The organism is Actinomadura sp. NPDC000929 (genome assembly GCF_040492065.1).
Classification (GTDB): Bacteria; Actinomycetota; Actinomycetes; order Streptosporangiales; family Streptosporangiaceae; genus Spirillospora; species Spirillospora verrucosospora.
In genome coordinates this window covers 18,408-36,695 of sequence record NZ_JBEUPA010000077.1, presented here as the reverse complement: position 1 = coordinate 36,695, position 18,288 = coordinate 18,408, and the positions used below count along the sequence as shown (strand labels likewise).

The 18,288-nt window shown below is 72.9% G+C and carries 19 protein-coding genes; 12 read left to right on the top strand and 7 right to left on the bottom strand.

Annotation, left to right across the window (positions count from 1 at the left end; genetic code table 11):
• Nucleotides 1-1,036 (bottom strand): serine/threonine-protein kinase (locus tag ABWI04_RS24795; protein WP_353833940.1); only part of this gene is annotated, 1,036 nt, incomplete at its 3' end.
• A gap of 129 nt (nt 1,037-1,165) precedes the next feature.
• Here ABWI04_RS24795 and ABWI04_RS24790 point away from each other — a divergent pair.
• Together ABWI04_RS24790 and ABWI04_RS24785 are read left to right on the top strand one after the other, a co-directional pair.
• Nucleotides 1,166-1,609 (top strand): sterol carrier family protein, encoded by a 444-nt coding sequence (locus ABWI04_RS24790; RefSeq protein WP_345171098.1) that lies wholly within the window; start codon nt 1,166-1,168, stop codon nt 1,607-1,609.
• Nucleotides 1,610-1,695: 86 nt separating this feature from the next.
• Nucleotides 1,696-2,334, top strand: a complete 639-nt coding sequence (locus ABWI04_RS24785; protein WP_345171096.1) for a LamG domain-containing protein — start codon at nt 1,696-1,698, stop codon at nt 2,332-2,334.
• A gap of 9 nt (nt 2,335-2,343) precedes the next feature.
• Here the strand turns inward: ABWI04_RS24785 and ABWI04_RS24780 are convergent, their stop codons facing one another.
• On the bottom strand, nt 2,344-2,709 hold the full coding sequence (locus ABWI04_RS24780; RefSeq protein WP_353833939.1) for a hypothetical protein: 366 nt from the start codon (nt 2,707-2,709) through the stop codon (nt 2,344-2,346).
• A 126-nt stretch (nt 2,710-2,835) separates the two neighbouring features.
• On the opposite strand from ABWI04_RS24780, the gene purF reads away from it, so the two are divergent.
• Both purF and purM read left to right on the top strand, forming a co-directional pair.
• Nucleotides 2,836-4,293: an amidophosphoribosyltransferase gene (gene purF / locus ABWI04_RS24775; RefSeq protein WP_353833938.1), complete on the top strand. Its 1,458-nt coding sequence runs from the start codon at nt 2,836-2,838 to the stop codon at nt 4,291-4,293.
• Nucleotides 4,290-5,330, top strand: a complete 1,041-nt coding sequence (gene purM / locus ABWI04_RS24770; protein ID WP_353833937.1) for a phosphoribosylformylglycinamidine cyclo-ligase — start codon at nt 4,290-4,292, stop codon at nt 5,328-5,330. The genes purF and purM overlap by 4 nt, the downstream gene beginning before the upstream one ends.
• Before the next feature lie 212 nt (nt 5,331-5,542).
• On the opposite strand, the gene ABWI04_RS24765 is transcribed toward purM, so the two are convergent.
• Nucleotides 5,543-5,749, bottom strand: coding sequence for a DUF3073 domain-containing protein (locus tag ABWI04_RS24765; RefSeq protein WP_149260363.1), 207 nt, complete (start codon nt 5,747-5,749; stop codon nt 5,543-5,545).
• 329 nt (nt 5,750-6,078) lie between these two features.
• Nucleotides 6,079-7,161 carry a Leu/Phe/Val dehydrogenase gene (locus ABWI04_RS24760; protein WP_353833936.1) on the bottom strand — a complete coding sequence of 361 codons (1,083 nt, stop codon included), beginning with the start codon at nt 7,159-7,161 and terminating at the stop codon, nt 6,079-6,081.
• Between the two features lie 83 nt (nt 7,162-7,244).
• Between ABWI04_RS24760 and ABWI04_RS24755 the strand changes: the two genes are divergently transcribed.
• Nucleotides 7,245-8,165 (top strand): DUF8083 family protein, encoded by a 921-nt coding sequence (locus tag ABWI04_RS24755; RefSeq protein WP_502913158.1) that lies wholly within the window; start codon nt 7,245-7,247, stop codon nt 8,163-8,165.
• Nucleotides 8,166-8,438: 273 nt separating this feature from the next.
• Nucleotides 8,439-8,642, top strand: coding sequence for a developmental transcriptional regulator BldC (gene bldC, locus ABWI04_RS24750; protein WP_012850682.1), 204 nt, complete (start codon nt 8,439-8,441; stop codon nt 8,640-8,642).
• A gap of 363 nt (nt 8,643-9,005) precedes the next feature.
• On the opposite strand, the gene ABWI04_RS24745 is transcribed toward bldC, so the two are convergent.
• Nucleotides 9,006-9,695, bottom strand: a complete 690-nt coding sequence (locus ABWI04_RS24745) for a TetR/AcrR family transcriptional regulator (RefSeq protein ID WP_345171085.1) — start codon at nt 9,693-9,695, stop codon at nt 9,006-9,008.
• A 266-nt stretch (nt 9,696-9,961) separates the two neighbouring features.
• Here ABWI04_RS24745 and ABWI04_RS24740 point away from each other — a divergent pair, with 266 nt between their 5' ends.
• The 4 genes from ABWI04_RS24740 to ABWI04_RS24725 all read left to right on the top strand — a co-directional run bounded on the left by ABWI04_RS24740 (nt 9,962) and on the right by ABWI04_RS24725 (nt 14,176).
• Nucleotides 9,962-11,068 carry a LacI family DNA-binding transcriptional regulator gene (locus ABWI04_RS24740; protein WP_353833935.1) on the top strand — a complete coding sequence of 369 codons (1,107 nt, stop codon included), beginning with the start codon at nt 9,962-9,964 and terminating at the stop codon, nt 11,066-11,068.
• 442 nt (nt 11,069-11,510) lie between these two features.
• Nucleotides 11,511-11,750 carry a hypothetical protein gene (locus tag ABWI04_RS24735; protein ID WP_089315141.1) on the top strand — a complete coding sequence of 80 codons (240 nt, stop codon included), beginning with the start codon at nt 11,511-11,513 and terminating at the stop codon, nt 11,748-11,750.
• 84 nt (nt 11,751-11,834) lie between these two features.
• Complete coding sequence (locus ABWI04_RS24730) at nt 11,835-12,671, top strand: N-acetylmuramoyl-L-alanine amidase (protein ID WP_353833934.1); 837 nt, start codon at nt 11,835-11,837, stop codon at nt 12,669-12,671.
• Between the two features lie 65 nt (nt 12,672-12,736).
• Nucleotides 12,737-14,176 (top strand): DUF7059 domain-containing protein, encoded by a 1,440-nt coding sequence (locus tag ABWI04_RS24725; RefSeq protein WP_353833933.1) that lies wholly within the window; start codon nt 12,737-12,739, stop codon nt 14,174-14,176.
• Nucleotides 14,177-14,199: 23 nt separating this feature from the next.
• On the opposite strand, the gene ABWI04_RS24720 is transcribed toward ABWI04_RS24725, so the two are convergent.
• Nucleotides 14,200-15,270 (bottom strand): quinone-dependent dihydroorotate dehydrogenase, encoded by a 1,071-nt coding sequence (locus tag ABWI04_RS24720; protein WP_353833942.1) that lies wholly within the window; start codon nt 15,268-15,270, stop codon nt 14,200-14,202.
• A gap of 246 nt (nt 15,271-15,516) precedes the next feature.
• On the opposite strand from ABWI04_RS24720, the gene ABWI04_RS24715 reads away from it, so the two are divergent.
• A complete protein-coding gene (locus ABWI04_RS24715; RefSeq protein ID WP_353833932.1) occupies nt 15,517-15,711 on the top strand; it encodes a DUF6243 family protein in 195 nt (64 codons plus the stop codon).
• Nucleotides 15,712-15,751: 40 nt separating this feature from the next.
• Here ABWI04_RS24715 and ABWI04_RS24710 read toward each other — a convergent pair whose 3' ends face one another.
• On the bottom strand, nt 15,752-16,930 hold the full coding sequence (locus ABWI04_RS24710; RefSeq protein ID WP_353833931.1) for an amino acid adenylation domain-containing protein: 1,179 nt from the start codon (nt 16,928-16,930) through the stop codon (nt 15,752-15,754).
• A gap of 199 nt (nt 16,931-17,129) precedes the next feature.
• Here ABWI04_RS24710 and ABWI04_RS24705 point away from each other — a divergent pair, with 199 nt between their 5' ends.
• A complete protein-coding gene (locus ABWI04_RS24705) occupies nt 17,130-18,113 on the top strand; it encodes a hypothetical protein (protein ID WP_345171073.1) in 984 nt (327 codons plus the stop codon).
• Nucleotides 18,114-18,288 lie beyond the last annotated feature (175 nt).

Here is an 18,288-nt window from a genome sequence, read left to right as displayed (position 1 = left end):
GCCCTGGAGGCGGGCCGGGAGGCGGGCCGGGAGGCGGGCCCGCCGGCGCGGCGGGGCCTGGCGCGAACCCGGCCGGGGGCGCCGCTCCCATGGGGCTGCCCGGGACGTTCACGGGCGGACGCGGCGGCGGCGCGACCCGGGGAAGGGTGTGGCGGACCATCACGCCCGTCGCGAGGGCCCGGCCCTCCTCGACCATCGAGGCCGGCAGGCGCTCGACGAGCTCGCCGCCCGCGCCCAGCAGTCGTTCGAGGATCGTCCTGGCCATCGGGCGTTCGGCCGGGTCCTTGACCAGGGCGGCCGTCACCACCTCGCGCAGGGAGTCGGGCACCGCCGACAGGTCGGCCTCGTCGTAGACGATTCGCTGCATCACCTCGGACGGCGAGCCCTCGCCGAACGGCGGCCTGCCCGCGGCGGCGAACAGCACGGTCGACGCCCACGCGAACACGTCGGCGGCGGGGCCGATGCCCATGCCGCTGAGCTGCTCGGGGGACTTGTAGGCCGGGTCCTCGGTCATGTGACCGCGGAACGCCACGTTCACGGCCTCCATGGCGTGCGCGATCGCGAAGTCGCTCATCCGGGGGCCGCCACGGCCGAGGAGGACGTTCCCGGGTTTCAGGTCGTGGTGGACGGCGCCCGCGCGGTGGACGGCGGCCAGGGCGATCGCCATGCCGACCGCGACGCGCTCGACGACGGCGAAGCCGCGCGCGCCCTCCTCGTCCACGAGCTGCTGGAGGGACGGCCCGTCCACCCACTCGCTCACCACGTAGGGGCGGTCGCCCTCCACGTCGGCGTGCAGGATCGCCGCCGTGCAGAACCCGGAGACCTTGCGGGCCGGGGCGAACGCGTCGGCGAACCGCGAGCGCGCGACCGGCTCGCCGCTCAGCCGCACGTGCAGGACCTTCACGGCGACGGGGTGCCCGGAGGGGTCCCTGCCGAGGAAGACGGCGCCCTGCTCGCCGACGCCGAGCCGTCCCGTGATCTCGAACGAGCCGAGCCGTCTCGGGTCGCCCGGCTGCAGGGGCAGCGCCTCGGGCATCTGACGAACCTCCGTCTCCTCCGGGGACGGCGTCCCCGGCCTCCCCGTCTCCTGCACCCCCATGCCTGGCACCGGGGTCCTTTCTACCGCCTGCGCGGTACCGAGGCTGACCCGGTAGCGTCATGCGCGATGCCGCGAACACCGCTTTCCTCCGCCGTCCTGAACGAGCAGCGCGCCGCGCTCGGGCTGGCGCCCTACACCGGCCCGGACGAGCCCGCCGCGCTGCGCCGCGCGGCTCTGGACACGGTCCTCGCCGGCGTCGAGTCGGGCGGCGCCGAACCGAGCCGTCCGGTGGTCAGGGGAGCGGTGCGGTACCTGCTCGACCGGCTGGCCGAGCTGGCCCCCGGCCGTTCGGTGGAGGTCCGCGTCCCCCCGCACGCCGCCGTTCAGTGCATCGACGGCCCGCACCATACCCGGGGTACGCCACCGAATGTGGTGGAGATGGACGCCGCCACCTGGATCGCGCTGGCCACCGGCCGTCTCACCTGGCAGGACGCGACCGCGAACGGACGGGTGCGGGCGAGCGGCCCGCGCGCCGACCTGACGCCCCACCTCCCGCTGCCCCTCGGCTGACGCTCCTCGGCCGATGGGCCCCTCGACTCGGCGGGGAGGCGCGCATAGCGTGCGCGGGTGACGCGCGCCCTACCGGAGGTGATCCCGTGCTGATCGCGCACTGGACGTTCGACGCCGGCACCGTGGACGGCCGCCGGGCCGCCGACACCGCCGGAACCGCCCCCGCCGCCGAGCTGGCGGACGGCGCCCGGATCGTCCCGGGACGGGACGGGGAGGCGCTGTCGCTCGGCGAGCACGACCGCGCCGTGATCCCCGGGGCGCCGCAGCTCGTCCTCAGCCAGATCTTCGGGTTCAGCCTGGCCTTCTTCGTCCGGGTCGACGAGGGGCCCACCGGCGAGTGGCGCAGCATCCTCTACAAGCCGGTCGCCGAGAACGACGCGCGCGGCCTCGGCCTCTGGCTGTACCCGGACGCGATGAGGCTGCGCGTCCAGCTGTTCACCGTCAAGGGCCCCGGCTACGTCGACAGCCGGGCCCGGCTGACCGTGGGCGGATGGGCCCACGTCGCCTTCGTCGTGGACACCCGGGGCATGGCCCTCCACATCGACGGCGAGCAGGACTCCGCCGCCGCGCTGGAACACCCCGTCGTCACCCCGGCCGGGCCCGTCTACCTGGGCAGGGAGCCCGCCAAGCCCGGCTTCGGCGGCCTCGTCGACGATCTGCGCGTGTACGCCTCGGCGCTCGGGCAGGAGGCCGTCCGCGCCCTGGCGGACCAGCCGGACGGTTAGACAGGGCGACTAGGGGCCGGCGTGAGCGAACGGGAACTCGCGTTCGACGCAGTGCCGCCGCGCCAGGTCGTCCGGATACCGGGCCGCGTCCCCGCACTGGGCCGCTTTGCTCAGCAGCCAGAAAAGCGTCCCGGATCCGATCAGGAGGGCGACCGCGGAGCAGACCACCCCGACGAGGGCGGGGCGCCGGTCGGGGTCGCGGCGCACGAGGGACACCGTCCCGAGGACGAGGCCGGCGAGCGCCGGGATCATCCCCGCCAGGCACGCCGCGAGCCCGGCCAGGCCGAGGATTCCGAGGATCTGCGCGGCGCGTGCCAGGGTGCTCCGCCTCGCCGGGGCGGGGGGCGAGTGGGTCCGGTACCCGGGCATGGTCATGCGTTCCTCCATGGGTCGTCCCCAGATTCCCCCGGACCGCGAGATCCCCGTGGTTCCGGGGAGTAAAGGTCCGTTAAGAGATGCCACCGATCGGAGCAGGTGAACCGGGCATCTAGACTGGCGAACGTGCCTCTCCGTGACGGACGTCTGAGCCACGACATCGATCCCTCCGACCGCGCTCCGCAGGACGCCTGCGGCGTCTTCGGCGTCTGGGTTCCCGCCGAGCAGGCGGCCCGGGCCGAAGTGAGCAAGCTCACGTACTACGGGCTGTACGCGCTTCAGCACCGCGGGCAAGAGTCGGCGGGCATCGCCGTCAGCGACGGCTCGCGCATCGTCGTCTTCAAGGACATGGGCCTCGTCGCCCAGGTCTTCGACGAGTCGGTGCTGAACACGCTGCGCGGCCACATCGCCGTCGGCCACTGCCGCTACTCCACGACCGGCTCGCCCACGTGGGAGAACGCGCAGCCCACGTTCCGGTCCACCGACGACGGCGGGCTGGCGCTCGTCCACAACGGCAACCTCATCAACACGCCGGAGCTGGCCGCGCGGCTCGCCCCCGGCGAGCTGACCGCCACCACCGACACCGAGGTCCTGACCGCCCTGCTCGCCGCCCGCGGCGAGGGCGGCGGCGTGCTGGAGGCGGCGCGGGAGATCCTTCCGGCGACCCGCGGCGCGTTCTCCCTGGTCTTCATGGACGAGGGGACCCTCTACGCGGCCCGCGACCCCGAGGGCATCCGGCCGCTCGTGCTCGGCTCCCTGGAGGACCGGGGCTGGGTCGTCGCCTCGGAGACGGCCGCCCTCGACATCGTCGGCGCCCGGTTCGTCCGGGAGATCGAGCCGGGCGAGCTGATCGCGTGCGACGGCCAGGGCGTGCGGTCCGAGCGGTTCGCCGAGGCGCGCCCGAAGGGCTGCCTGTTCGAGTACGTGTACCTGGCGCGGCCCGACACGACGATCGCCGGGCGCAGCGTCCAGGCGACCCGCGTCGAGGTCGGGCGGCGGCTGGCCCGCGAGCATCCCGTCGAGGCCGACATGGTCATCCCGACGCCCGAGTCGGGCACGCCGGCCGCGATCGGCTACGCCGAAGCGTCCGGCATTCCCTACGGCCAGGGCCTCGTGAAGAACTCCTACGTCGGCCGGACGTTCATCCAGCCGTCCCAGACGATCCGCCAGCTCGGCATCCGCCTGAAGCTGAACCCGCTGCGGGAGGCGATCGAGGGCAAGCGCCTGGTCGTGGTGGACGACTCGATCGTGCGCGGCAACACCCAGCGCGCGATCGTGTCGATGCTGCGCGACGCGGGCGCCGCCGAGGTGCACGTGCGGATCTCCAGCCCGCCCGTCTCCTGGCCGTGCTTCTACGGCATCGACTTCGCGACCCGGGCCGAGCTGATCGCCGGGAACCTGTCGGTGGAGGAGATCCGCGACTCCATCGGCGCCGACTCGCTCGGCTACATCTCCCTGGACGAGCTGATCTCCGCCTCGCACATCGCCAAGGACAACCTGTGCCGGGCGTGCTTCGACGGCCAGTACCCCATCCCGGTGGAGCAGGACGCCCGCGGCAAGCACCTGCTGGAGGCCACCCGATGACGGACCGCCCGACGACCTCCTACGAGGCCGCAGGCGTCGACATCGCGGCGGGCGAGCGCGCCGTCGAGCTGATGAAGTCCCGGGTGGCCCGTTCGCGGCGGCCCGAGGTCGTCGACGACGTGAGCGGGTTCGCGGGTCTCTTCGACGCCTCGGCCCTGCTGCGCTACAAGCGGCCTCTGCTCGCGACGTCCACGGACGGCGTCGGCACCAAGGTCGACCTGGCGCGGCGCCTCGGCGTCTACGACACGATCGGGCACGACCTGGTCGGCATGGTCATCGACGACCTCGCGGTGTGCGGCGCCGAGCCGCTGTTCATGACCGACTACATCGCCTGCGGCAAGGTCGTCCCGGAGCGCGTCGCCGACATCGTCGGCGGGATCGCCGACGCGTGCGCCCTGGCCGGCTGCGCCCTCGTGGGCGGCGAGACCGCCGAGCACCCGGGCCTGCTGGGGGCCGACGAGTTCGACGTGGCGGGCGCCGGCACGGGCGTCGTCGAGGCCGACCGGATCCTCGGGCCCGAACGCGTGCGGGCGGGCGACGTCGTCCTCGCCATGGCGTCGTCCGGCATCCACTCCAACGGGTACTCGCTCGTCCGGCACATCCTGGCGACGACGGACCTGACGCTGGAGACCCGGACGGCCGAACTCGACCGTCCGCTCGGCGAGGAACTCCTCACCCCGACGCGCATCTACGCCAAGGACTGCCTGGCCCTGGCCGAGACCGGTGCGGTCCGGGCGTTCGCCCACATCACGGGCGGCGGGCTGGCGGCGAACCTGGCCCGGTCGCTTCCGCCGGGGGTCGACGCCGTGCTGGACCGCTCGTCCTGGGAGGTCCCCGCCGTGTTCCGCCTGCTCCAGGCGCACGGCGACGTGCCGCAGGCCGAGATGGACAAGACGTTCAACCTCGGAGTCGGCATGGCCGCGATCGTCGCCCCGGACCGCGCCGACGAGGCGCTCCGCCTGCTGGCCTCCCGCGGCGTCCCGTCCTGGACCCTCGGAGAGATCACCGAAGGCTCCGGCGCCGCGACGCTTCGCTGACCGGAGGCCCCTGGACGGCCCTGTCCGACCTCGCGGACGGGGCTGAACGGGACGCTGAGGGCCTCCCAGACCTGTCAGGTCATGAGGGGCATGCCGGACACCCAACGTCGCCCGTGGGGTCGCTCAGCGTGAGCGCCGGTCCCCCGGGGCGTGTTCCGACCCAAGACGAACGCCACCGCCCGGCGATGCGGGCGGTGGCGTTCGTCTGCCGGTCAACCGGAGGTGCCGTCCTTGCGGGGCTCCGTGCCGTAGTCGTCGGCGTAGTCGGCGTACTTCTCGGCGAGCTCGTCATAGGAGTCTTCGCCGGAGTCGCTGACTCCTAGTTCATCCTTAAGGCGGTCGAGGTCCGTGTTGCCGGTGCTGTATTTGAGCTGCCGGGCAACCTTCACCTGCTTGGCCTTGGCTCGGCCGCGACCCATTGGCTCGACCCCCTCGATGGTCAGGGCTTTCGTGGGCCCATCAACGCGCGCGTGTACCACACGAACCGGTGCCTGATGAGCCATGCGTCAGTCACGGGTACAACCGTACCCGTTTTGCGCCTGGCTCGGTACATCGACGGTACGTGGCGGCGCCCCTGTTGCTGATGACAACAGTGTATCCGGTGGTCACGTCAACGTGGGAAGGCCACCGTGGGACGGTCGTACGCCGCCCCGCGGTGGCCCTCACAACGGTTTTGCAACGGTCTAATCAGGTCTAGGAAACCCACACCCGGACCGAGCCCTCCGGGAGCTCGGAGCCGTCCGGGCGCTCAGAGGAGGATGCCGCGCAGCCTGCCGACCTCCGACATCCGGCGCTCCGCGAGGCGGTCGGCGGCCACCGCCGGGGGGACGCCCTCGTCGGAGGCCAGCGCGAAGATCTTGCGAGTGGTGTCGTAGATGCCCGCGGCCCGGGCCTTGGCGCGGTCGAAGTTGAAGCCCTCGATCTCGTCCGCGACCTGGATCACACCGCCGGAGTTCACCACGTAGTCGGGGGCGTACAGGACGCCGCGGTCGGCGAGGCGCTTCTCCACGCCCGGGTGGGCGAGCTGGTTGTTGGCGGCGCCGCAGACGACCTTGGCGGCCAGCACGGGCACGGTGTCGTCGTCGAGGGAGCCGCCCAGCGCGCACGGCGCGTAGACGTCGAGCTCCGTGCGGACCATGGCGCCGGTGTCGGCGACGACCTCCACCTCGGGGTGCAGCGCCCGGACGCGGTCGACGGCGGCCTCGTCCACGTCGCAGATCACGACGTCCGCGCCGTCCTCGCGCAGGTGCTCCACGAGGCGGTGGCCCACCTTCCCGACGCCCTCCACCCCGACCCGCCTGCCGCGCAGCGTGGGCCGGCCCCACACGGTCTCGGCCGCGGCCCGCATTCCCTGGAACACGCCGAACGCCGTCAGGATGGACGAGTCCCCGGCGCCGCCGTGCGCGACCGTCCGCCCGGTGACGAAGCGGCACTCGCGCGCGACGATGTCCATGTCCTCGCTGTAGGTGCCCACGTCGCACGCCGTGTAGTACCGGCCGTTCAGAGACTGGACGAAACGCCCGTAGGCTCGCAGCATCGCCTCGGACTTGTCCGTGGCGGGGTCGCCGATGATGACGGCCTTGCCGCCGCCGAGGTCGAGCCCGGCGAGGGCGTTCTTGTACGCCATGCCCCGGGACAGGTTCAGCACGTCCGCGAGGGCATCCTCCTCGGAGCCGTATGGGTAGAAGCGGGTGCCTCCCAGGGACGGGCCGAGCGCGGTGGAGTAGATGGCGATGATCGCGCGCAGACCGCTGGCCTCGTCCTGGCAGAAGACGACCTGCTCGTGTCGGGGTTCGGTGCCCTTGTGGGGCGCCCCGAAGACATTAGGCACGGTAGTGCCCTCCTCTCTGTCTCTAAGATCAGCCTAGGGCGCGCGATGGCGCCACGCCCGACCGGATCTCATGTCACGATGCGATGGTGCTTCCGTACGCGGCGTACCTACGGGTTTATGAACCGGTGACCGCCTTCCCGGAGCCCGCGCGGACCCTGTGGACGGTCTACGCCGACTCCAGGCGCCGTCCCAGGCGGATCCACGCGCTCGGGGCGGAGCACCGGGAGTCCGTGCTCAGGCTGACGGGCTCGCCGCCCGAGGTCGTCCCGGAACGCGAGAGCAGGGACGCCTACGTGCGGCGCCTGGAGGACATGGTCTACGTGTGCCCGTGGGGCACGCGGCTGCGGTCCTGGCTGGCGTTCGAGCGCTTCAGGGACGAGCACGCGGCGGGCGTGGCGGCGGCCTTCGTCCCGCCGCCCCTGTCCGAGCGGGTGCGGAGCGACTTCGAGCAGTGGAAGAACGCCGGCCGGTCCCTCCGCCCGCACATCCTGACGAGCACCTGGCACATCCCGCTGGACTGGTTCGTGCCGTTCGCGCGCGGCGAGCGGAGCCTGATGCTCGGCACGCCGGGGACCGGGTACCGGCCGGCGGACGACACGGCCGAGGAGCTCGCGGCCCACGGGCCGGCGACGGCGGCGCCCGCGCGGACCCTGGTCTACGTCACCTCGATGGGGGAGGCCCGCCACCGGGTGGCGGCCGCGCTCCCGGTGGTGCGCGAGAACCTCGGCGAGGGGGCGGAGGACGTCTACCTCCTGTCGGCGGGGCGGCTGGAGACCCTCGACCGGTGGCTCGGCGAGTTCCATCCCCGCGCGCTCGTGGAACTCGACTACGGCGGGCTCGTCCACCTCCTGGACGACGCCACGCTCCGTACCGACGAGTCGGTCGCGGAGATGACCGTGGCCCTCACCGGGATGGAGCGCGGTGAGGTCGAGCTGACCGTCGCGATGTACAAGCGTCTCCTGGCCCGCTGGCGCCCCGTGCGGGCGCTGGAGGCCGCGAACTAAAACAAATTTCCCGAATCCGCGCGCGATACGACTATACGTGTCGCTAGAATCACGCAGCGTGACCCAGCAGCCACCGGACATGCACACTTCCCCGCTCTCGCGGGGATGTTTGCACGCAACTACCGCCAGGAACTTGCTTGTTGCGCTGAGTGGTGGCAAGGTTACACGTTGTGATGTCATAGTGGCTCTTTCGGGCCATAGGGGACATCAGTGACCACGCGAGGATCAATCGCAGGATCGCTGTCATCGGTCCACGGAGGAGAGGCCGCAAACATGTCAGCACGTACGCCAGAGGCCGAGCCCCTGCTGACGCCGGCGGAGGTGGCGACGATGTTCCGCGTCGACCCCAAGACCGTCACGCGCTGGGCGAAGGCGGGAAAGCTCACGTCGATCCGCACGCTCGGCGGGCATCGCCGGTACCGCGAGGCGGAGGTGCGGGCGCTGCTCGCGGGAATCCCGCAGCAGCGTTCGGAGTAGACACGCCGACCGGCGGGGCTCCGAGGGAGCCCTCCGGACGCACAGCGCAGGAGGGGGGCGGCCAGGAGGCTTTGGAACGGACCTCGCACCCGAGTCACGTGCGGGGACCCGCTCGGTGTCTCCTGGCCGACACGGGACCACGGTCATCCGAGAACCGTCGGTCCCGGACGCCGAAGCCGCACTGTCCCCGGAACGGGCACCAGTCCGCCCGCTCCGGGGGCAGAGCGCGCTGCCTTCGGGCGACGGAATGCTGTTCCGGGGGTTGTGTCCGGTTGTGGACGCAGCCGAGTTGGATGTCCGAAACTCCGCGCACGTCAACGCGATAACCGCAGGTCGAGCGGTTACTGGTTCGTCTCCGGGCGGCTAAGGGTTCATCTCTTCGTGGGCCAGGCGCTCGAACAGGGCCCCCGTGCCGGGGTCGTGCCTGCCGGAGACCTGCATGATCACCACGAGCTGGTCGACCAGCAGCCGCTCCAGGTCGGGGCGGGCCACGTCGCGGTTCTCCAGCCAGTCCAGGCCGGCGGTCTCCACGGTCGCCATCCAGCAGCGCAGCGTGATGCGCAGGATCGGCGGCGGGACGTCGACGTCCAGCGAGTGCAGGATCCGGTCCAGCAGCAGCCGGCGGATCCCGTCCACGATCTCGCCGGCCTCGCCCGAGCGGTCGGCCGGCCCGCCGCGCAGCAGCGCCGTGTAACCGGCCGCGTGGCTCTCCACGAAGTCGAAGTAGCGCTTCAGCGAGATCCGCAGCCGTTCGAGCGGCTTGCCCTCCGTGGGCGGTTCCAGCAGCACCGACAGGTGCTTCGCGGCGCTGCCGAGCGCCGCGATGTACAGCTCGTTCTTGCCACCGAAGTAGTGGTAGACCAGCGCCCGGGAGGCGCCCGCCTTCGCCGCGACGTCGTCGATCGAGACGTCCTCGGGCGAGCGCGTGCTGAACAGCTGCAGCGCCGCCTCGATCAGCTCGTCCCGCCGTTCGTCCACGCTGAGTCGGCGACGGCCGCGCCCGCCGCTCGGCCGGGTGCGCGCCTTCGCGCCGGCCACCGCACGATCTCCCACCTGGGCAGGGTATCCGAGCCGGACGCTGTCAGGGCCCACACCGAGCGGGCCGGACGCGGGCCCGCCGCCGGTTCCCCGCCCCGGATGTGATCCAGAACACCACAGGCCCGAACCACCATTGTCGGATGCCCGTTACTCACTGTCGCGGCGCTATGGGGGGAAGGCGCGGCATCATGGCATCTCCTCCTGAGCGGAGGGCGGCGCGCCGAATACCCCTCCGGGGCGCCGCCGCGGCAGGTCCTGCAGGTTCCCCTGGACGGAGCGCCATGTCAGCTGATGAAGCAAATCCCCCGCACGGCATGCTGGGAGAGGGCGCGGTGCCTCGGCCGCGCAACGAGCCCTCTCCCGCACCGCGCGACGAGGGCAAGACGATGCCCGCGCCGAAACCGACGATCCGCAATGTCGCTGAACGCGCCGGAGTGTCCAAATCGCTCGTCTCGCTGGTCATGCGAGGGTCACCGCACGTGAGCGAGCGCCGCAGGCAGGCCGTCCTGCAGGCCGCCCGGGAGCTCGGCTACCGCCCGAACGCGGTGGCGCGCAGCCTGGTGGAGGGGCGCACCCGGCTGATCGGCGCCATCGTCGCCGACCTGCACAACCCGTTCTTCGCCGAGTTCCTCGACGGGCTCCAGGAGAGCCTGCACGGCGCGGGCCTGCGGATGCTGGTCGGCAGCGGCCGCTGGGACCCGATGTTCGAGGCCGAGGCGGTCGAGGCGTTCCTGGAGATGCGGGTGGACGGGCTGGTGCTGCTCAGCGTCGTGCCCGAGTCGCTCAAGGAGGCCGCCGCCAGCGTCCCCGTGGTGGTCGTCGGCGAGCGCGACGTGGTCGGCGTCGACATCGTGGTGGACGACGACGAGCTCGGCGCGAGCCTCGCGGTCGACCATCTCGTCCAGCACGGCCACCGCCGGATCGCCCACATCGAGGGCGCGCGCTCCACCACCGCGCGCTACCGCCGCGCCGGCTACGAGAAGGCGATGCGGCGGCACGACCTGGCCGGCGAGATCGTCGTCGAGCCCGGCGACTTCACCGAGGACGGCGGCTACCGGGCCGCGCTGTCCCTGCTGCGCCGCGACCCCCGGCCGACCGCGATCTTCGCTCCCAACGACCTGGTCGCCACCGGGGCGCTGTCGGCCGCCGACGAGCTCGGCATGCGGGTCCCGGCTGACCTCTCGATCGTCGGCTACGACAACACCCACCTCGCGGCGATCCGGCACATCTCGCTGACCAGCGTCGACCAGCCGCGCCGTGACATGGGCCGGGTGGCCGCCGAGATGCTCACCGCGCGCATCGGCGACCCGCCCCGCGCCCCGCGGCAGAAGCTGGTCGTCCCGCACCTGGTGGTCCGCTCGACGACGGGGCCCGCTCCCGTCCGGTGACCCCGCCTGTGCCGCGCCGCAGGACGACCCCCCGCCTTCCCCTCGCTCCCGCCGGCCCCGTGCGTGCCGTGATCCGCGCGTCGTGACGCCCGCCGCCCGGCCTCGCGACGCCGCGCCCCGCGCCGCCGCGGCCGTGCTCCCGAGGCCCGTCGTTCCGGTGGCCCGCGGTTCATGTGACCCGCGCGCAGCGCCGCGCATCGCGCCGGCGTCGCTGGGGCCGGTCATGGGCGGGGTACGGGGACGGTCGATCGTTCCACGAGACGGTGTGCGCCGGGTAAGGGGCAGGCCAAACCTGCCGCATTCGCCGGGACGGGGCCCGCGGCCAGGTGGTTAATGGGACTTCACCGTCGGCGGGCAGCCCCTGGCGGCCTCGCGGAAGGCCGCCGGGCCGGGCCGGGCCGGCGGTCGGGAGAGGGTCCGTTCACCCAGAGGAGAACAGGTCGTGCGTGATCCGGAACTGGTGTCGTGCGCGCAGCGCGCGGCGAGCGAATTGGAACGCGCGTGGTCGGAGTGGCGGCACGCCCGCGGCCTCGCCGAGCAGGTGTCGGAGTCCGTCGCCAGCTACGTGGCCCACTCGATCGACCACCCGTGGGGCCGTCCCCGCGTGGTCCTCGGCCTGGACGCCGACGAGGCGCGCGCCCTCGCGGCCCTGCTGGGCAAGGAGGACCCGCTGCGCGGCTGATTTCCCCGACTCCGTTTGACGAACCTGCGCCGGTGTGCAGACTGTCAGGGTCGGTAACGAAGTCATCACGGAGGAAAACGGCCTGTGCGAATTCATCGGGGCGGCCCCGCGGTCGCCGGTATCGCGCTGTGCCTGGGCGCGCTCGTCGCGTGCAACGGTTCCTCCGGAACGTCCGGCGGCGAGGCGGCCGGGCCGCCGACGGCCGGGGCCGCGTCCCCGGGCGCGAAGGGCGGGAAGTCGCCCGCGTCCGCCAAGGGGGACCCCGCGTCGCTGGACGGCAAGGTGATCGTCATCGACCCCGGGCACAACGGCGGCAACGCCGACCACCCGTCGGAGATCAACCGGCAGGTGAAGATCGGCAACGGCAGCAAGGCGTGCGACACGACCGGGACCGAGACCAAGGCCGGCTACACCGAGCACGCCTTCACCTGGGACGTGTCGAAGCGGCTCGCCGCGATCCTGAAGTCCCGGGGCGCGAAGGTATCGCTGACCCGCAAGGACGACAAGGGGGTCGGCCCCTGCGTCACCGAGCGGGCCGCGCTCGGCAACCGGCTCAAGGCCGACGCCGCGCTGTCCGTCCACGCCGACGGGGCGGCCGCGTCCGGCCACGGCTTCCACATCATCGAGCCGCTCTCCATCGGCCGGAACGCCGAGATGGTGTCCGCCTCGTCCGCGCTCGGCGAGGCGCTGCGGAACGCCTACCACGAGGGCACGGGCATCCCGTACTCCAACTACCTCGGCAAGAAGGCCATCGACCGGCGCGACGACCTCGGCGGGCTCAACATGTCGACCGTGCCGAAGGTCTTCATCGAGTGCGGCAACATGCAGAACCAGGGCGACGCGGACAAGCTGTCCAGCGCGTCCTTCCGGCAGCGCATCGCCGAGTCCCTGGCCGAGGGCTTCCAGACCTACCTGGGCTGATCCCGGGCTGATCGCGGACGGCGATCCGGGACGCGCGCCGGGCCCGCAGCGGGCAGGATGAGCGGATGCCTGATCTTCGTCGTGTGCGCGAACTGCTGCTCGGAGCCGGTTACACCGTCGCGGGGGTGCGCGAGTCGCTCGGCCCGGTCGCGGGCGGGGCGCTGGCGCGGGACGAGATCGTGCCCGCGCTGCGGGCGACGGCCGGCGGTTCGCCGGTCGAGGCGCTGACCCGGCTGTTCTGGCTCCAGGTGCCCGTCCCCGAAACCGCGGTCGCCGCGGACGAGCTGGCGGCGGCGGGGCTCGCCGAGGTGTCCGGCGGGCAGGTGCGGGCGCTGCTGCGCGTCGAGCCGCTGGAGGCGGTGGACGGCGACGGGCACGCCGGTTACGCCGTCTCCGATCTGAAGGTGCGCCCCGGGGACGGGCGCGTCCCGGCGGACGATCACGTGGTGGGAACCGGAGGCGCGTCGGGCAGCCTCGCCGGGTTGGTCGTCCACAGGCCTGTGGACAACGTGCTCGATCTGGGCACGGGCTGCGGCGTGCAGGCGGTGCACGTGGCGGGCCGGTCGCCGGCCGCGCGCATCACCGCGACGGACGTGAACCCGCGGGCGCTGGAGCTGGCCGCGATGAGCTTCGCGCTGTCCGGTGTGGAGGGCGCCGAACTGCTGCGGGGGTCGTTGCTGGAGCCGGTCGAGGGCCGCCGGTTCGACCTGATCGTGTCGAATCCGCCGTTCGTCGTCGCGCCGCCCGGCGACCGGCGGTTCACCTACCGCGAGTCGGGGATGGCGGGCGACGACTTCTGCCGCCGGCTCGTCGGGAGCGCCTCCCGGTACCTGAACGACGGCGGATATTGCCAGCTCCTGGCCAACTGGCTGCATGTCGACGGGGTTCCCTGGGAGGAGCGTGTCGGCGCGTGGGTGGACGGCTGCGACGCGTGGATCGTCCAGCGCGACGTTCAGGATCCGGCGGAGTACGCCGAGTTGTGGCTGCGCGATTCCTGCGAGGTGGGCACGCCCGAATACCGCGCCCGGTACGAGGCGTGGCTCGACGAGTTCGAGCGCCGGAACGCCACCGGGATCGGGTTCGGCTGGATCACGTTGCGGCGCAGCGAGCGCCCGGCCGTCCGGATCGAGGAGCTGCGGCACGCCGTCGATCAGCCCGTCGGCGCGTACGCGCACGACGTGCTGGACGGCCTCGTGAAGGCCGAAGAGTTTTCCACAGCCTGTGGACGGCCGCTCGCCGCGGTGCCGGGTCTCGTCCAGGAGCAGATAGGCCCGCCGGGCGCCGAGGACCCGGAACGGATCATCCTGCGGCAGGCGGACCGGCTCCGCCGCGCCGCCGGCGTCGGGACGGTCGAGGCCGCCCTCGCGGGGGTCTGCGACGGCGCCCTGCCGCTCGATCCGCTCCTGGACGCCATCGCCCAGCTCACCGGCATGGACCCCGGCGAGGTCCGCGCGCACGCCGACGCCGTCCTGCCGGAGCTGATCGCCGACGGATTCTTCGCCTGACCCGGAGGCGCCGCCTCCGGGGGTCAGCCGCGGGCTTCGTCCAGGGTGCGGAAGGCGCTGCCGCGCAGGCGCCGCGACAGGTCGCGGTTGACGCGGTGCGCCCAGAGCGGGCCGCCGTAGATCATGCCGGTGTAGCCCTGGACGAGGGTCGCGCCCGCCCGGACGCGTTCCCACACGTCGTCGGCCGTCTCGACGCCGCCGACGGAGACCAGCGCGAGCCGCCCGCCCGTGCGGGACCGCAGCCGGCGCAGGACCTCCAGGGACCGCTCCCGCAGCGGCGCGCCCGACAGCCCGCCGGTCTCCTTGGCCAGCGCGGGCGGGCTGAGCAGGGCGTCGCGGGCGATGGTGGTGTTGGTCGCGATGATGCCGTCGAGACCGAGTTCGAGGGCGAGGTCGGCGACGGCGTCGACGTCGTCGTCCGCCAGATCCGGCGCGATCTTCACCAGCAGCGGGACGCGGCGGTCGCACGAGCGGTCGGCGGCCTCGCGCACGGCCGTCAGCAGCGGGCGCAGGTGCTCGACGGCCTGGAGGTTCCGCAGGCCGGGCGTGTTGGGGGAGCTGACGTTGACGACGAGGTAGTCGGCGTGCGGGGCGAGCCGTTCGGTGCTCGCCACGTAGTCGGCGGCGGCCGACGCCTCCGGGACGGCCTTGGTCTTGCCGATGTTGGCGCCCACGACGGTCCCCGGCGCCCGATGGGCGAGCCGCCGCGCGGCGGCCTCGGAGCCCGCGTTGTTGAAGCCCATCCGGTTGACGACCGCCCGGTCCTGGACGAGCCGGAACAGCCGCGGGCGCGGGTTGCCGGGCTGCGGGCGCCCGGTCACGGTCCCGATCTCGACATGGCCGAACCCGAACGCGCCGAGCGCCGCGTAGGCGACGGCGTCCTTGTCGAACCCGGCGGCGAGGCCCAGCGGGCTCGGGAAGTCCAGCCCGAACGCGCGGACTGCCAGCGCAGGGTCGCGCGGCACGAACAGCCGCCGCAGCAGCGGCACGGCGCCGGGCACCACCTGGATCGCGTGCAGAGCGCGCAGGGTCAGATGGTGGGCGCGCTCCGCCGGTATGCGGGCGATGACCAGTGAGAAGAAGAGTCCATACATCACTGGCCAGTATCCCAGCAGCCCCAAAGGAAAATCGTTTGAGGGCCGCCGAACCGGCTCCCTACCCTGACCCCATGCTTCTCCATGCCGAGGCCACCGCCTGGTGGCCCACGCCGCAGCGCGTCTACCGCGACCGTCCCGCCGCCAGGTCCGGCCGGGACGCCATCGACGTCTGAGCTGCACGCTCCCGCGCGGCCGGACCTGGGTGCCGAAGAACCACGCACACCCAGCCGAACGGGAGAACCCATGTCCAAGAGCCGAGGTCGCAACGGCATGCTCGGCGTAGGCGGCCAGCGCAGGAACCTGTCGCGGAGCGAACTGCGCGGGGGTAAGGCGCGGGCGGCCGACACCGGCGCCGCCAAGGCGGCCGAGAAGAAGAAGGACCTGCTCCGCAAGATGCGCGAACGCAACGAGCGGCGCACCACCGCCGACGACGAGTGACACGCGAACCGCGCCGGTCCCTGCTCGGGACCGGCGCGGTTCACCTTCCGCGGAAGGTACGGCGGAGGGTGAGGCGGACGTCGCGGGCTGCTTCTCGCATCGTCTGCCTTGCGGCGCGGAGGGGGTCGCTTACGGTGACGCGCCAGGTCGAGCGGATGCCGTGGCCCAGCGGGCGCAGCACGCTCGCGCGGACCCAGCGGGCCGGGGCGACGACCAGTACCCGCACGGGGACGACGACCAGCGTCCGCCAGAGCCAGCGGAGGATCCGGGCGGCGAGACGCCACGTTCCCACCGCTCCGGCAACGATCGGGGCCAGGAAGTACCGCCACACCGCCCTCGCGGGCGCGACGATCAGGACGCGTCCCAGCCAGGCCAGGCAGCGTCCGATCAGCCGCCACGACCAGGCCACCGCCGCCGCGAAGGCGCGCCAGCCGGAGGCGAGCACGCCGCCGAGCGCGGCCAGCAGGGTCAGGGCGCCGCGGCCGAGCCAGGAGAGACCGGCCCACAGGGCGCGGGCCAGCCAGGCGAGGCCGAGCAGCGGCGGGCGCAGGACGTAGCGCCACAGCAGCACGGCGGGCAGGACGACGAGCACGCTGATCAGCAGGCCGATGCCCTGGAACAGCAGCCTGAGACCCTGCCCGAGGACGCCGAACAGCCGGGCGAGCCCGCGGCCGAGGGCGCGGAGCGGACGCAGCAGCAGGAACGCGAGCAGTCCCGCGAGGCCGCGTCCGAGCAGGGCCAGGAACCGGCCGATCGGCGCGATGAGGACGCGGTGGACCCATCGGGCCAGCCGCCCGGTCCCGCGTCCGAACCACCGCAGGAAGCCGAGGACCACGACGACGGCGAGCCAGCGCGGCGGCCGGACGAGGAGGAGGTCGAGCAGCGCGGCGATGCCCCGTCCGACGGCGGCCAGCAGGCGTCCGACCGGGGCGAGCAGCCACCGGTACAGGGCGCGCCAGGCGCCGCGCAGCATCCGGCCGAGGAACCGGCCGAACCGGCCCGGCACCCGCATGAGAGCGTTCCAGGCCGCCCGGACGCCGCGGGCCAGCAGGACGACCAGGTCCCAGCCGAGCCGCAGCGGGACCACGACGATCAGCGCCACGACGCGGGCCGGCACGACGAGCCACGCGGGGCCCGCGCCGCGTTCGGGTTCCGGCGCCGGGGGACGTTTCTTCGTCAGGTCGACGGGGCCGCCCGCCGCGTCGTTTCCCGTGGTCACCGCTGCCTTCCTCGTCCGCCGCCGCACACCTGCGGCACAGGGATGTGACTCGGCGCGCGGACGACCGGTTCCAGGTGGTTGAACCCGATCCGAGGGGTTCACCGTATTCCTCCTCGATCCCGGAGCGGCGGCTCCACCTCGATCGACGTGCGGGACCTGGAACCGGAGCCGGGACCCGGGACGACCTGGAGGACACGACATGAAATTCCCACGTTGGGCGATCCCCGCTGCGGCCGCCCTCACGGCGTCGGGACTGGTGCTGAGCGGGTGCGGCCAGGAGAAGGCCGGGGGGAAGCAGAACGCCGCGGGCTCCCGGGCGCAGGCGGAGCCGTCGGCCGAGCCGTCCGAGCCGCCCGCCCCCGAGCCCACGGTGCTGGAGGTGGCCAGCGTCACCAAGCTCGGCAGGGTCGTCACCGACGGCACGGGCATGACGCTCTACCGCTTCGACAACGACACCTCCCGGCCGCCCGCGTCGACCTGCGCGGCCGCGTGCGCCAAGGCGTGGCCGCCGGTGTGGGCGGGCCAGGGGAACACCGAGGTCAAGGGCGTCCAGCAGTCGCTGGTCGGCAAGGTGAAGCGGCCGGACGGCAAGTGGCAGGTCACGCTCGGCGGGTGGCCGCTCTACCGGTTCGCCAAGGACCGCAGCCCCGGCGACACGAAGGGCCAGGGCGTGGGCGGCACCTGGTACGCGGCGGCCCCGACCGGCAAGAAGGCGGCCCCGCTCAAGCAGGCGAACGGCAACCGCTGGAAGGGCTGGACGGTCGTCAAGGCCAGGCGGGACCCGAAGCTCGGCCTGATCCTGACCGACGGCAAGGGCATGACGCTCTACCGCTACGACAAGGACAGGAACAAGCCGCCGACGACCAACTGCTTCGGCTCGTGCAAGAAGGCGTGGCCGCCGGCCGTCTTCAACGGCTGGAAGCACCTCAAGCTCGAAGGCGTCTCGAAGAAGGTCGTCGACTTCATCGAGCGCAAGGACGACGGCAAGTGCCAGCTCACCATCGACGGCTGGCCCATGTACTACTACGAGCAGGACAAGCGGCCCGGCGACACCAAGGGCCAGGGCGTGGGCGGGGTCTGGTGGGCCACGACGCCGACCGGCAAGAAGGCCGTCGGCACGGGCTCCGGCACCGGTGACGGGGGCGGCACAGGCGGAGGCTACGGGTCGGGGGGCGGCTACTAGGGCCGTCCGCCACGCGCTACCCGCCCATCAGGCGAAGGCGCGGAGGGCGGCGCGGATCGGTCGGGGTCCGCGCCCCCTTCGCGCCTTCTCGGTTCGCGGACGTGTAGCGCGTTCCGCCCGGGGCATTCCCATATCCGGACCAAGGGCCTTTGCCTTCCGATGACTCTCCGGATCT

What these genes read in the sequence shown, in the direction of transcription:
- ABWI04_RS24790 (WP_345171098.1), top strand. Translation starts at nt 1,166, where the DNA reads ATGCCGCGAACACCGCTTTCCTCCGCCGTCCTGAACGAGCAGCGCGCC.
- ABWI04_RS24780 (WP_353833939.1), bottom strand. Translation starts at nt 2,709, where the DNA reads ATGACCATGCCCGGGTACCGGACCCACTCGCCCCCCGCCCCGGCGAGG.
- purM (WP_353833937.1), top strand. Translation starts at nt 4,290, where the DNA reads ATGACGGACCGCCCGACGACCTCCTACGAGGCCGCAGGCGTCGACATC.
- ABWI04_RS24765 (WP_149260363.1), bottom strand. Translation starts at nt 5,749, where the DNA reads ATGGGTCGCGGCCGAGCCAAGGCCAAGCAGGTGAAGGTTGCCCGGCAG.
- ABWI04_RS24755 (WP_502913158.1), top strand. Translation starts at nt 7,245, where the DNA reads ATGGTGCTTCCGTACGCGGCGTACCTACGGGTTTATGAACCGGTGACC.
- bldC (WP_012850682.1), top strand. Translation starts at nt 8,439, where the DNA reads ATGTCAGCACGTACGCCAGAGGCCGAGCCCCTGCTGACGCCGGCGGAG.
- ABWI04_RS24740 (WP_353833935.1), top strand. Translation starts at nt 9,962, where the DNA reads ATGTCAGCTGATGAAGCAAATCCCCCGCACGGCATGCTGGGAGAGGGC.
- ABWI04_RS24725 (WP_353833933.1), top strand. Translation starts at nt 12,737, where the DNA reads ATGCCTGATCTTCGTCGTGTGCGCGAACTGCTGCTCGGAGCCGGTTAC.
- ABWI04_RS24720 (WP_353833942.1), bottom strand. Translation starts at nt 15,270, where the DNA reads ATGTATGGACTCTTCTTCTCACTGGTCATCGCCCGCATACCGGCGGAG.
- ABWI04_RS24715 (WP_353833932.1), top strand. Translation starts at nt 15,517, where the DNA reads ATGTCCAAGAGCCGAGGTCGCAACGGCATGCTCGGCGTAGGCGGCCAG.
- ABWI04_RS24705 (WP_345171073.1), top strand. Translation starts at nt 17,130, where the DNA reads ATGAAATTCCCACGTTGGGCGATCCCCGCTGCGGCCGCCCTCACGGCG.